The 12,570-nt window shown below is 62.4% G+C and carries 14 protein-coding genes; 4 read left to right on the forward strand and 10 right to left on the reverse strand.

The window, feature by feature from the left end:
- The first annotated feature begins 500 nt into the window (after positions 1-500).
- Positions 501-1,367 carry a tRNA 2-thiocytidine(32) synthetase TtcA gene (ttcA, locus tag ACODTY_RS20185; RefSeq protein ID WP_488995991.1) on the forward strand — a complete coding sequence of 289 codons (867 nt, stop codon included), beginning with the start codon at positions 501-503 and terminating at the stop codon, positions 1,365-1,367.
- Positions 1,368-1,386: 19 nt separating this feature from the next.
- On the opposite strand, the gene ACODTY_RS20190 is transcribed toward ttcA, so the two are convergent.
- The 8 genes from ACODTY_RS20190 to purC all read right to left on the reverse strand — a co-directional run bounded on the left by ACODTY_RS20190 (position 1,387) and on the right by purC (position 8,058).
- Positions 1,387-2,586 carry a multidrug effflux MFS transporter gene (locus ACODTY_RS20190; protein ID WP_488996036.1) on the reverse strand — a complete coding sequence of 400 codons (1,200 nt, stop codon included), beginning with the start codon at positions 2,584-2,586 and terminating at the stop codon, positions 1,387-1,389.
- A 143-nt stretch (positions 2,587-2,729) separates the two neighbouring features.
- Positions 2,730-3,065, reverse strand: coding sequence for a Grx4 family monothiol glutaredoxin (gene grxD / locus ACODTY_RS20195; RefSeq protein ID WP_056236038.1), 336 nt, complete (start codon positions 3,063-3,065; stop codon positions 2,730-2,732).
- Between the two features lie 141 nt (positions 3,066-3,206).
- A complete protein-coding gene (locus tag ACODTY_RS20200; RefSeq protein WP_056236035.1) occupies positions 3,207-3,440 on the reverse strand; it encodes a BolA/IbaG family iron-sulfur metabolism protein in 234 nt (77 codons plus the stop codon).
- A 14-nt stretch (positions 3,441-3,454) separates the two neighbouring features.
- Positions 3,455-5,680 (reverse strand): phosphoribosylformylglycinamidine synthase subunit PurL, encoded by a 2,226-nt coding sequence (gene purL, locus ACODTY_RS20205; RefSeq protein ID WP_488995992.1) that lies wholly within the window; start codon positions 5,678-5,680, stop codon positions 3,455-3,457.
- Between the two features lie 142 nt (positions 5,681-5,822).
- Positions 5,823-6,242, reverse strand: coding sequence for a hypothetical protein (locus ACODTY_RS20210; protein WP_488995993.1), 420 nt, complete (start codon positions 6,240-6,242; stop codon positions 5,823-5,825).
- Positions 6,243-6,320: 78 nt separating this feature from the next.
- Positions 6,321-6,989, reverse strand: coding sequence for a phosphoribosylformylglycinamidine synthase subunit PurQ (purQ, locus tag ACODTY_RS20215; protein ID WP_488995994.1), 669 nt, complete (start codon positions 6,987-6,989; stop codon positions 6,321-6,323).
- A gap of 1 nt (position 6,990) precedes the next feature.
- The gene (gene purS / locus ACODTY_RS20220) at positions 6,991-7,233 is read right to left on the reverse strand and encodes a phosphoribosylformylglycinamidine synthase subunit PurS (protein WP_488995995.1); all 243 of its coding nucleotides are present in this window, start codon (positions 7,231-7,233) and stop codon (positions 6,991-6,993) included.
- Positions 7,234-7,260: 27 nt separating this feature from the next.
- Entirely contained in the window at positions 7,261-8,058 is a 798-nt protein-coding gene (gene purC, locus ACODTY_RS20225) for a phosphoribosylaminoimidazolesuccinocarboxamide synthase (RefSeq protein WP_056236017.1), read from the reverse strand.
- A 283-nt stretch (positions 8,059-8,341) separates the two neighbouring features.
- On the opposite strand from purC, the gene ACODTY_RS20230 reads away from it, so the two are divergent.
- Both ACODTY_RS20230 and ACODTY_RS20235 read left to right on the forward strand, forming a co-directional pair.
- On the forward strand, positions 8,342-8,662 hold the full coding sequence (locus ACODTY_RS20230; protein WP_488995996.1) for a DUF1476 domain-containing protein: 321 nt from the start codon (positions 8,342-8,344) through the stop codon (positions 8,660-8,662).
- Between the two features lie 116 nt (positions 8,663-8,778).
- A complete protein-coding gene (locus ACODTY_RS20235; protein WP_488995997.1) occupies positions 8,779-9,549 on the forward strand; it encodes an HpcH/HpaI aldolase family protein in 771 nt (256 codons plus the stop codon).
- A gap of 3 nt (positions 9,550-9,552) precedes the next feature.
- On the opposite strand, the gene ACODTY_RS20240 is transcribed toward ACODTY_RS20235, so the two are convergent.
- The gene (locus tag ACODTY_RS20240) at positions 9,553-10,101 is read right to left on the reverse strand and encodes an RBBP9/YdeN family alpha/beta hydrolase (protein WP_488995998.1); all 549 of its coding nucleotides are present in this window, start codon (positions 10,099-10,101) and stop codon (positions 9,553-9,555) included.
- A 161-nt stretch (positions 10,102-10,262) separates the two neighbouring features.
- Here ACODTY_RS20240 and ACODTY_RS20245 point away from each other — a divergent pair, with 161 nt between their 5' ends.
- Positions 10,263-11,162 (forward strand): VOC family protein, encoded by a 900-nt coding sequence (locus ACODTY_RS20245; protein WP_488995999.1) that lies wholly within the window; start codon positions 10,263-10,265, stop codon positions 11,160-11,162.
- 68 nt (positions 11,163-11,230) lie between these two features.
- Here ACODTY_RS20245 and purB read toward each other — a convergent pair whose 3' ends face one another.
- Positions 11,231-12,538, reverse strand: a complete 1,308-nt coding sequence (gene purB, locus ACODTY_RS20250) for an adenylosuccinate lyase (RefSeq protein WP_488996000.1) — start codon at positions 12,536-12,538, stop codon at positions 11,231-11,233.
- Positions 12,539-12,570: the final 32 nt, after the last annotated feature.

The raw sequence follows: 12,570 nt of genomic DNA on the forward strand, positions 1-12,570 counted from the left end.
GCATGATGAATTCGCTTCGCGAACCGGCTGCTCACCCCCGCAGGCGGGGAGAGGAAAGCGACTTCTGTACCGCTTGCGCACTGCCGCGATGTCACGGAATGGATCCCGGACATTCCTTTCTTGCTTCGCTCGAAAGAGAATTCCGGGATGACGAAGTGGGAAGGTTGAGCTCCCGCTTCAGGAGACGACGCGTAGGGATGCGCTCGCTTGCCCGAGCTTACGAAGCGGACATGCTTTGCTTTGGCCATTTAGGAAACCAGATCGGGCTAAACAGCCCCGCATCCATAGGGCGAGACTTACACGCCGCGTCATCCCGGAAGCGAGATGAACGAAGTGAGGCGATGCTGTCCGGGATTCATTCCGTGACAGTGCGGCAATGCTCGAGCGAAGCAGAAGACAGCGAAAGCGGGCATGCGTGATCCAGCGGCCATGAAAAACCCTTCGCAGCGGCAAGGGTGATGTTGTAAGCCGGGCGGGACGAAAAGACAGGCCGAACGACAATGAACATGCAACCCGAACCGATCGCCGACACGGAAGGCGGATATCATCCGCTGTTCAGGGATGCGCCGTCTTCGGTGGAGTTCAACAAGCTGCGCAAGCGCGTGTTGCGGCTGACCCGGCAGGCCATCGAGGATTTCGCAATGGTCAAGCCCGGCGAGCGCTGGCTGGTGGCGCTGTCTGGCGGCAAGGATTCCTACGGCCTGCTCGCCATCCTGCTCGACCTCAAATGGCGCGGGCTCTTGCCGGTCGATCTTTTGGCCTGCAATCTCGACCAGGGCCAGCCGAATTTTCCGAAGCACATATTGCCGGATTATCTCAACGCCAACGGCATCGCCCACCGCATCGAGTACCAGGACACCTATTCGATCGTGACCGACAAGCTGGCCGAAAACAGCACCTACTGCTCGCTGTGTTCAAGGCTGCGGCGCGGTCATCTCTATCGGATTGCCCGCGAGGAAGGGTGCTCGGCGCTGGTGCTGGGGCATCACCGCGAGGACATCCTCGAAACCTTCTTCATGAACCTGTTCCATGGCGGCCGCCTTGCCGCCATGCCGCCGAAACTGTTGAACGACGACGGAGACGTGATGGTGCTGCGGCCATTGTCCTACTGCGCCGAAAACGATCTGGAACGGTTTGCCTCGGGCATGCAGTTCCCGATCATCCCGTGCGACCTGTGCGGCAGCCAGGACGGGCTTCAGCGCAACATCATGAAGGCAATGCTCGACGACATCGAAAAGAAGATGCCGGGGCGCAAGGATACGATGATCCGGGCGCTGACCAATGTGCGCCCGTCGCATCTGCTCGACCGCAAGCTGTTCGACTTTGCCGGACTGGCGCTAAGCGCGGGTTCTGCCGGTTCGGAGTGAACCGGCAGGCCATTGCGGATCAGACGGGTTTATTGTGCGGCTGGAACAGCTTGCCGCGTTCCGCGATCAGAACGAACACCAGGCCGGCCAAGGCGACGCCGAAGAAACCGGCTCCGAGCGGTGTCGTCGTTCCATCGAAAGCCTGGCCAAGCAGCGCGCCGATCAACCCGCCGCCAGCTGTGCCCATGAAGCCAAGCACGGCGGAGGCGGTGCCGGCGACATGGCCGAGCGGTTCCATGGCCAGCGCGTTGAAGTTCGAGCCGATCAGGCCGAACTGGAACATGGCCAGCGCGAACAGCAGCAGGAACAGCGGGAACGGAATGGTTCCAAACAGCGACAGGACGAACCAGACAGCGCTTACCAGCATGAAGCCGATCAGGGCGCCATGCGAAAGCCTGCGCATGCCGAAGCGCCCCACCAGCCGGGAGTTGAGGTAGGACGCAAGCGACATGAAGGCTGCGACCGCGGCGAACGCGACGGGGAACAATGCGCCGAGCTCATAGATGCCGACATAGATCTGCTGGGCCGAGTTGATGAAGCCGAACAGCGCGCCGAAGATGAAGGTCGAGGCCAGCGTATAGCAGAGCGCCACGCGGTTGGTGAGCACGATGGCAAAGGCTTCGCCAATCGAACGGACGGTGAAGGGGCGCCGGTCGGCGGGGTTCAGCGTTTCCGGCAGGCGCAGCTTCATCCATAGCGACACGACGATTGCCGCCGCGGCCATGAAGACGAAGATCAGGTGCCATTCGCCGAACAGCATGATGACCTGTCCGGTGCCGGGCGCGATGATCGGCACGATCATGAACACCATCATGACCAGCGACATGACTTCGGCCATCTGCCGTCCGCCGAAGACGTCGCGGATGATGGAAACGGTGATGACGCGCGTGGCGGCCGAACCTATGCCGTGGACGAAGCGGAACAGAAGCAGGGCCTCGAAGGTTGGCGCAAAGGCACCGAGGGTGGCCGCGACTATATAGATGCCGAGGCCGGCCAGCATGGGAGCCTTGCGCCCGAAGCGGTCGGCGAGCGGGCCATAGGCGAGCTGGGCCACCGCAAAGCCCATCAGATAGGCCGAGATGACATATTGGCGATGGTTTTCGCTCTCGACGCCGAGGCTGGCGCCGATTTCCTGCAGGCCGGGCAGCATGATGTCGATGGCAAGCGCGTTGAGCGCCATAAGCATCGCCATCATGGCGATGAATTCCACCTTGCTCATGCCAAGCAAGCGGGGCGGTGCCGTATTCGCGGTAGCGTCCATTTCATTCACCCGTAAGAGAGCAACAAAGGCGCCGGGGTGGCCAGCGCCTTCAGAAGCAGTCCCGACAGGTGCCGGAACCGGAGAGGAAATTGGTGTCTAGGTCAGGCGGCGCCTTTGACCTTGATGCCCTTCTCGTCGAAGAAGGTCTGCAGTTCACCTGCCTGGAACATCTCGCGCACGATGTCGCATCCGCCGACGAACTCGCCCTTGACGTAAAGCTGGGGGATGGTCGGCCAGTTGGAATATTCCTTGATGCCCTGGCGCAGCTCACTGGAATCGAGAACGTTGATGCCCTTGTAGTCCACGCCCACATAGTCGAGGATCTGCACGACCTGGCCGGAGAAACCGCACTGCGGGAAGCCGGGGGTGCCCTTCATGAACAGCACGACGTCGGTGTTCTTGACTTCGCTGTCGATGTAATCGTTGATGCCGCTCATGGCCAATCCTTTCAGGCCTGTGGGAGCCAGGCCGCAAAACTTTGCTTCCAGATAACCCCGTGTGCGCCCGGAAACAAGACGTTTGGCGTCCCGATACCCAAATGGCGCATCAATTGGCCCGGTTTTGGGCCAAAGCCTTGATCAGTCGGGCGCGCTGGTTTGCAGCGCCAAGGCGTGCAGCACGCCGCCCATGTTGCCGCTGAGCGCATTGTAGACCATCTGGTGCTGCTGCACCCGGCTCTTGCCGCGAAAGCTCTCGGCCACGACTTCGGCGGCGTAATGGTCGCCGTCGCCGGCAAGGTCGCGGATCGTCACCTTGGCGTCTGGAATGCCTTCCTTGATCAGCCGTTCGATGTCGCGCGCGTCCATTGCCATGTCGTATTCCCCGTTCAGGTTCCCATGAAGTCCGGGAACCACGATTCGTGAGCGGTGGTCAGTTCATCAATGGATATGGCACGCGCCTCGCCAAGTTTCAATTCGCGCCCGCCCGTGGTGCCGATCCACGGTGCGAAGATGCCGAGCTTCTTCTGTTGTGCGCTGAGTTGTTCCCATTCCGCGCCCTGTGGGTCGATGGAAAGGGTAAGCAGGTAGCGGCCCTGATCCTCGCCGAAGAATACGGCAGCGGGGTCGGCTTCGGTGAGGCCGGGGATGGTGGCGCCGATGCCGGACGCCATCGCCATTTCGGCCAAGGCTACGGCGAGGCCGCCATCGGAGAGATCGTGGCAGGCGGTGACGATGCCCGACGCGATCAGCGAACGCACATGGTCGCCGACGCGCTTTTCATGCGCGAGATCGACCGGCGGCGCGCCGCCTTCAGCGCGGCCGTGGATGTTGCGCAGGAAGATCGACTGGCCGAGATGCGTGCCCCAGCTTGGCGGCGCGCCGACCAGCACGATCATCTGGTTTTTGGCGGCAAAGCCGATGCGGGCCATCTTCGACCAGTCGGCAAGCAGACCGACGCCGCCGATGGTGGGGGTAGGCAGGATGCCCTGGCCGTTGGTCTCGTTGTAGAGCGAGACGTTCCCGGACACGATCGGGAAGCCGAGCGCGCGGCAGGCCTCGCCGATGCCTTCGATGGCCTTGACGAACTGGCCCATGATTTCGGGGCGCTCGGGATTGCCGAAATTGAGGTTGTCGGTAGCGGCGAGGGGAAGCGCGCCGGTGGCGGTGAGGTTGCGCCAGCATTCGGCGACCGCCTGCTTGCCGCCCTCATAGGGATCGGCCTCGCAGTAGCGCGGCGTGACGTCGGAGGAGAAGGCGAGCGCCTTGCTGGCGTGACCTTCGACGCGCACGACGCCGGCGTCGCCGCCCGGCCGTTGCAGCGAGTTGCCCTGGATCATGGTGTCGTACTGTTCCCAGACCCAGCGCCGCGACGAAAGGTCCGGCCCGCCAAGCAGCTTGAGGAGCGCATCGGCAACATCGACCTTCGGCAGCGCGGCGGCGTCGAGCGGCGCAGGCTTCTTCGGCTCGACCCACGGGCGATCATATTCGGGCGCTTCGTCGCCGAGTTCCTTGATCGGCAGGTTGGCTACTTCTTCGCCCTGGTGCAGGACGCGGAAGCGCAAATCGTCGGTGGTTTTGCCGACGATGGCGAAGTCGAGGCCCCACTTGGTGAAGATCGCTTCGGCTTCCGCTTCCTTTTCGGGGCGAAGCACCATGAGCATGCGCTCCTGGCTCTCCGATAGCATCATCTCGTAGGCGGACATGCGCTCCTCGCGCACCGGCACCTTGTCGAGGTCGAGCTCGATGCCGAGATCGCCCTTCGCGCCCATCTCGACGGCGGAGCAGGTGAGGCCGGCTGCACCCATGTCCTGAATGGCGATGACAGCGCCTGACGCCATCAGTTCGAGGCAGGCTTCGAGCAGGCACTTTTCGGTAAAGGGATCGCCGACCTGCACGGTCGGGCGCTTCTCGTCGATCTTGTCGTCGAATTCGGCCGACGCCATGGTCGCGCCGCCGACGCCGTCGCGGCCTGTCTTGGCGCCGAGGTAGACGACGGGCAGGCCGACGCCCTTGGCCTGCGACAGGAAGATGCCATCGGTCCTGGCAAGGCCGGCGGCGAAGGCGTTGACGAGGATGTTGCCGTTGTAGCGGGCGTCGAAATTGACCTCGCCGCCGACGGTCGGAACGCCGAAGGAATTACCGTAGCCGCCGACGCCGGAGACGACGCCGGCCACCAGATGCTTGGTCTTGGCATGATCGGGGGCGCCGAAGCGCAGCGCGTTCATGGCGGCGACGGGCCGCGCGCCCATGGTGAAGACGTCGCGCAGGATGCCGCCGACGCCGGTTGCAGCACCCTGGTACGGTTCGATGTAGGAGGGGTGGTTGTGGCTCTCCATCTTGAAGACGACGCAGTCGCCGTCGCCGATATCGACCACGCCGGCATTCTCGCCCGGACCCTGGATGACCACGTCGCCCTTGGTGGGCAGGGTGCGCAACCACTTCTTCGAGGACTTGTACGAGCAGTGCTCGTTCCACATCGCCGAGAAGATGCCGAGCTCGGTGAAGGTAGGCTCGCGCCCGACGAGTTCGAGGATGCGCTGGTATTCATCCGGCTTCAGGCCATGCGAGGCAATGAGCTCTGGAGTGATCTGGCGGGTGTTGGAAATGGTCATCGATCTTTCCGTTTGATCCTAGCCCGTCCTAAAGCGGGAAACGCCACGGTCCGCAAGGACGGCGAGGAAGCACAGCACAAGAAAACGCACGGTCGCCGTTTCTGCACAGATCGTCAGGCTTTATCTGCAGCGCGCGGCCCATCTAGGCGCTTGCGCCGCAGTCGCTGCTGCCGCCCTGCCAGCGGGCAATGTCGGAGCTGATGCGGGCACCGAGCGGCTCGCTCATCAGCGGGCCGAAGACATCGACGCGGCTGGAACTGCCGGTTGCCTGCACGACCAGAAGCGGCTTGCCGCCATAGTGCTTGGCCGGAACCAGCAGGAAGCGGGGCGTGCCGCCGAAATTGTTCAGTTCATTGGCCATCTGGTAGGACTTGAAGGCCGGGTCCTTACTGGCGATCCAGCATTTGTGGGCGGCAATCGCGACCTGTTCCATGGCGCGCAGGGATGCGCTCTTGCCCGACGACGGCGCGCTGCTGCTTTTCGATCCCGACTGGCAGGATGCGAGCGCAAGCGCTGCAACCGCCAGAACTGCGGAACGGGTAATGAATGATACCTTGGTCATGCGCCCGTCCATCTCGTTTTGGGAGGAAGTTTTCGGACACGCGCCACGCCGTGCAGGGCGTGGCGGGTTGATCTGGTTTTACGCGGCAATCCCCAGCGCGCTTTCGAACAAGGCGCGGCCATCGCTGCCGCCGTGCGCGGCCTCGATGAGGTTTTCAGGATGCGGCATCAGGCCAAGGACATTGCCCTTGTCGCTGACGATGCCGGCAATATCGTTGATCGAGCCGTTCGGGTTGGTGCCCTCGGCATAGCGGAACACGACCTGGCCATTGCCTTCGATGCGGGCAAGCGTCTCTGCATCGGCGAAATAGTTGCCGTCATGGTGCGCGACGGGGCAGCGGATGATCTGCCCGGGCTGGTAGTTGCGGGTAAACGCGGTGTTGGCGTTGGCGACCTGAAGCTTGACCTCGCGGCAGACGAACTTCAGCGAGGTGTTGCGCATCAGCGCGCCGGGCAAAAGGCCGGATTCGACCAGGATCTGGAAACCGTTGCACACGCCGATGACCATGACGCCCTTGGCAGCCTTTTCCGCCACGGCCCTGAGCGCCGGCATGCGGGCAGCGATTGCGCCGCAACGCAGGTAGTCGCCGTAGGAGAAGCCGCCGGGAATGACGACGAGATCGACATCGGGGATTTCCGTGTCGGTTTCCCAGACGGTGACCGGTGCGTTGCCGGAAATCTTGGTCAGCGCCGCGATCATGTCGCGGTCACGGTTGAGGCCGGGGAGGAGGACGACGGCTGATTTCAAGTCAGGCAATCTCCACCGCGTAGTTCTCGATGACCGTGTTGGCGAGGAGCTTGTCGCACATCGCCTTCAGATCGGCTTCGGCCTTGGTCTTGTCGGTCGCGTTGAGTTCCAGGTCAAACACCTTGCCCTGACGCACGGAGCCGACGCCGCCAAAGCCGAGACCACCGAGCGCATGTTCGATGGCCTTGCCTTGCGGGTCGAGGACGCCGTTCTTGAGGGTTACGGTGACGCGGGCCTTGATCACGCTGGGCTCTCTCCGGTTGTCTATAGATCAGTGCGGCTTCGAGCCCTTGGGCGGCTCAGCGGAAGCGACGAGAACCGGTCCGGTGGGACGCGGCGGCTCGTTCTCGTTCATGATGCCGAGACGGCGCGCGACTTCCTGATAGGCTTCGACCAGCCCGCCCATGTCACGGCGGAAACGGTCCTTGTCGAGCTTGTCCTGCGTGGCGACGTCCCACAGGCGGCAGCTATCGGGCGAGATTTCGTCGGCGACGACGATGCGCATCATGTCGCCTTCATAGAGGCGGCCGCATTCCATCTTGAAATCGACGAGCTGGATGCCGACGCCGAGGAAGAGGCCGGACAGGAAGTCGTTGACGCGGATGGCGAGCGCCATGATGTCGTCGATTTCCTGCGGGCTCGCCCAACCGAAAGCGGTGATGTGCTCTTCCGAGACCATCGGGTCGTCGAGTGCATCGGCCTTGTAGTAGAATTCGATGATCGAGCGCGGCAGCACGGTGCCTTCTTCAAGCCCGAGGCGCTTGGCCAGCGAGCCTGCGGCGACGTTGCGCACGACAACTTCAAGCGGGATGATCTCGACTTCCTTGATCAACTGCTCGCGCATGTTCAGGCGGCGGATGAAATGGGTCGGGATACCCATGCGGTTCAGGTGGTTGAAGATGTGCTCGGAAATGCGGTTGTTGAGCACGCCCTTGCCATCGACGATCTCGTGCTTTTTCTTGTTGAAGGCGGTCGCATCGTCCTTGAAGAACTGAATCAAGGTGCCCGGCTCAGGTCCTTCATAGAGGATCTTGGCCTTGCCTTCGTAAATGCGGCGACGTGGCTTCATTTTCTTGTGTTTCTCTGGCTCGAGGGGCGGGCGGCTGCTACCAGTCCCTTTTTCGCCGCAAAAGCGGCAACCGTGGGGGCTTTATCGCGGTCTCTAGCGCAAACGGGTCTTTTCCTCAATGAGCAAATCCCGGCTTTCAAGAGTTTCAACGCCCACTTTGACGTTCGAAATGCCGCAGAGGCAGGCAATCTAGCATATTGACCGGGCGGCGGCCTTTTGGTTTGTGCTTTGGCACCACATATTCACCTTCACCGAATCGAAGATCGACCTTGGAGGCACTGGCATGACGAGCATGAAGGACCGGGAGGAAGGGTTCGAACGCAAGTTCGCTCTTGATGAAGAACAGAAGTTCCGTGCCGTTGCCCGGCGCAACAAGCTGCTCGGACTTTGGGCAGCCGAAAAGCTCGGCAAAAGCGGCGCGGATGCCGAGGCCTATGCCAAGGAAGTTATCGTTTCCGATATCGAGGAAGCTGGCGACCACGACGTGTTCCGCAAGATCCGCAAGGATTTCGACGCCGCCGGCATCGACCAGTCCGACCACCAGATTCGCCGCACCATGGACGAATTGATGGCGACGGCAGCCGAGCAGGTGAAGAACAGCTAGGGGCCGCACAGGCTTTTGCGCTGGACCAATAGACCGCCCGCTGAACACGGGCGGTTTTTCTTTGCCTTTCCATGCGTTTCCGGCTGAAACTGGATTCTGTCAATGAGGAAATCGCCATGACCCTGAAGGAACGCCTTGCGGCCGAAGAAACGCTGATTACCGCGTGGTCGGGCGTACCCGATGCGTTGACGGTGGAGATCTTGGCGCGGCAGGGGTTCGACGCTGTCACGCTCGACATGCAGCATGGTGGCCACCACGAAGACAGCGTGCTGCGCTGCATCGCGCCGATACAGGCGGCAGGCAAGCCGGTGATCGTGCGGGTGCCGGTCGGCCGTTTCGACATGGCGAGCCGTGCGCTGGATTTCGGCGCCGAAGCGGTAATCGCGCCAATGGTCAATTCGGCGGCCGATGCCAGGGCATTTGCCGCGGCGATGAAGTATCCGCCGGTAGGACAGCGCTCCTGGGGGCCGACCTTCGGCTTTCCGCGCTACGGCAAGGGTGACAATCAGGACTGGCTGCGCGAGAGCAACGGCCGCACGCTTTCCTTTGCCATGATCGAGACGCGCGCGGCGCTGGACGCGCTGGACGGCATATTGGAGACACCCGGCATCGATGCCATTTTCCTCGGACCCGGTGACTTTTCCATCGCCTGGACGAACGGCGCGACCGTCAATTCCACGCTTGAGGACATGATGGAAACGGTGGCTTCTGTGGCCAAGCGTGCGCGGGAAGCCGGCAAATATGCCGCGATCTATGTCACCGATACGAAGATCGCCGGGCGCTTCGTGGACATGGGCTATCGCCTGCTGGCGACCGGGCAGGAACAGCAACTGATCTCGATGGGCGCGTCCAGCCTGCTGGCCGACCTCAAGAAGTCCATCAGGTAAGAATCAAAGCCGCGTCATGAAGTGGGCGAAGGTCATCGACCCTTCCGGCCAAGGACCGTGGCCGGATTCGGCATTGATATGGCCGGATTCACCTGCGTCGATGAATAGCGAGCCCCACGCGCCTGCAATGTCTTCCGCGACATCGAAGGCGCAGTAAGGGTCGTTGCGGCTGGCAACCGTGATCGATGGAAACGGCAGCGGATCGCGCGGGTAGGGACCGAAGGTCATCAGGTGCTTCGGCCTGATCTTCGGATTGGCGACATCTGGTGCGGCAACGAAGAAGGCGCCGGCGACCGGCTTGGCGAATTTGGGGATCGCCTGGATGACGGTGGGCACGCCGAGCGAATGCGCCACGAGGATGACCGGGCGCTCTGCTTCGTTCACCGCCTTGGCAACGGCGTCGGTCCAGTTTTCGCGCACGGGCTTGGACCATTCCGCCTGCTCGACACGTCGCGCCGTGGAGAGCTTGGTTTCCCAGCGGCTTTGCCAGTGATCCGGCCCGGAATTGGTGTATCCTGGGACAATCAGAATATCTGCATCTTTAGCTTTCATGGCCCGCATGTAGCGATAGCATGAGTTGGCTGCAATGGTCTCAGTTTGGGCTTGAGAGTCGAAATAGTGAACACGATGTTCGATTTTTGCCGTCTTGTGTGAACGATTGACCTGTTCGATATAGAACCCGAGACAGAAACAGCCGTGCCGGGAGTTTGGTTTTGACGCTGACACGACGCACATTGATCGGCGCCGCAGGTGCCTTGCCGTTGGCAAGCTGGGCAAATGCCGGTCGAACGGAGACACCGATGAGTGAATTGCCATTTTCCGCGACGACGCCGGTGAGCATCGGCCGCGTCGGCTTGCGCGCCCGCGATGCGGAGGGCCTTGCCTCTTATTATCGTGACGTTGTCGGGCTGCAGGAATTGTCCCGCGATGGCGAGACGATCACTTTGGGCGCTGCCGGCAGGCCGCTTCTGGTGCTGGAATCCGACACGGCTGCGGAGCCTGACGATCCGCGTAGCGCCGGACTGTTCCACACCGCATTTCTTCTGCCGGAGAGGGCCGATCTCGGCCGCTGGATCAACCATGCGATTGCGCAGAAGATCAGGGTTGAGGGCGCTTCCGACCACATCGTCAGCGAGGCGCTTTATCTGACCGATCCGGAAGGCAACGGCATCGAAATTTACGCCGACCGGCCCAAGGATAGCTGGAAGTGGAACGGTTCGCAGGTTGCGATGGCGACCGACCGCATGGACGTGCAGGGCGTGGTTGGTTCGGTGCCGGAAGGTGATGCGGGCTGGCAGGGCGCGCCGGAAAACACGGTGGTTGGCCACGTGCACCTGCGCGTTGGCGACCCGAGCGAGGCAGAAGCCTGGTGGAACAGCGAATTCGGCTTCGATACCGTTGCGAAGTACGGCGCGCAGGCGGTGTTCCTGTCGTCGGGTGGCTACCATCACCACATCGGCGCCAACACCTGGCAGAGCGCGGGAGCCGGCAAGCGCGAAAAGGAGCGGACCGGCCTGGCCTGGGTCGAGATGCGGTCCTCGGAAGCAGCCGCATCGAGCAAGCAGGACCCCTGGGGCACGGAAATCCGCACCATTGCGGGCAAGCCGGCCTGATCCCAAAGGCAATCTGATGCAAAAAAGGGCCCGCACGGGCCCTTTTTCATGTCCAGCGATGTGGTGGATCAGGCTTCGCCGAACACGCGCCTGAAGATCGTGTCGACGTGCTTGGTGTGGTAGCCGAGGTCGAATTTCTCGCGGATCTCGGCTTCGGAAAGCGCTGCCGTCACTTCCTTGTCGCCGAGCAGTTCCTCGAGGAAATCCGCGCCCTGTTCCCACACCTTCATGGCGTTGCGCTGCACCAGCCGGTAGGAATCCTCGCGGCTGAGGCCGGCCTGGGTGAGAGCGAGCAACACGCGCTGCGAGTGCACGAGGCCGCGGAACTTGTTCATGTTCTTCAACATGTTGTCCGGATAGACCAGCAGCTTGTCGATGACGCCGGTGAGGCGGGCGAGCGCGAAGTCGAGCGTGACCGTCGCGTCGGGGCCGATCATGCGTTCGACCGAGGAGTGCGAGATGTCGCGCTCATGCCAGAGCGCCACGTTCTCCATCGCCGGCATGGCGTAGGAACGGACCATGCGGGCAAGGCCGGTGAGGTTTTCGGTCAGCACCGGGTTGCGCTTGTGCGGCATGGCCGAAGAACCCTTCTGGCCGGGCGAGAAGTACTCTTCCGCTTCCAGCACTTCGGTCCGCTGGAGGTGGCGGATTTCGATGGAAAGCCGCTCGATGGACGAGGCGATGACGCCAAGCGTGGCGAAGAACATGGCGTGGCGGTCGCGCGGAATGACCTGCGTCGAGACGGGCTCGGGCTTCAGGCCGAGCTTGGCCGCGACGTGTTCTTCGACGTAGGGCTCGATATTGGCGAAGGTGCCGATCGCGCCGGAGATGGCGCAAGTCGCGATGTCCTCGCGGGCATGGACGAGGCGCTCGCGGGCGCGGGTGAACTCGGCATAGGCCTCGGCCAGCTTGACGCCGAAGGTGGTCGGCTCGGCATGGATGCCGTGGCTGCGGCCGATAGTGACGGTGTCCTTGTGCTCGAAGGCGCGGCGCTTGAGAGCGGCCAGAAGCGCATCGATGCCGGCAAGCAGGATGTCGGAGGCGCGGGTGAGCTGGACGGCGAAGCAGGTGTCGAGCACGTCCGACGAGGTCATGCCCTGATGGATGAAGCGCGCGTCGGGGCCGACGAATTCGGCAAGATGGGTGAGGAAGGCGATGACGTCGTGCTTGGTGACGCGCTCGATCTCGTCGATGCGGGCGACGTCGAATTCCGCCGTGCCGCCCTTTTCCCATATGGTTTTCGCGGCTTCCTTTGGAATGACGCCGAGTTCGGCCAGCGCGTCGCACGCATGTGCCTCGATCTCGAACCAGATGCGGAAACGCGTCTCGGGCGACCAGATGGCGACCATTTCCGGCCGGGAGTAGCGAGGGATCATGCGCTTTTGTTCCAACGATTGGGAAGGTTGGC

Source organism: Mesorhizobium sp. FG116, from assembly GCF_057809835.1.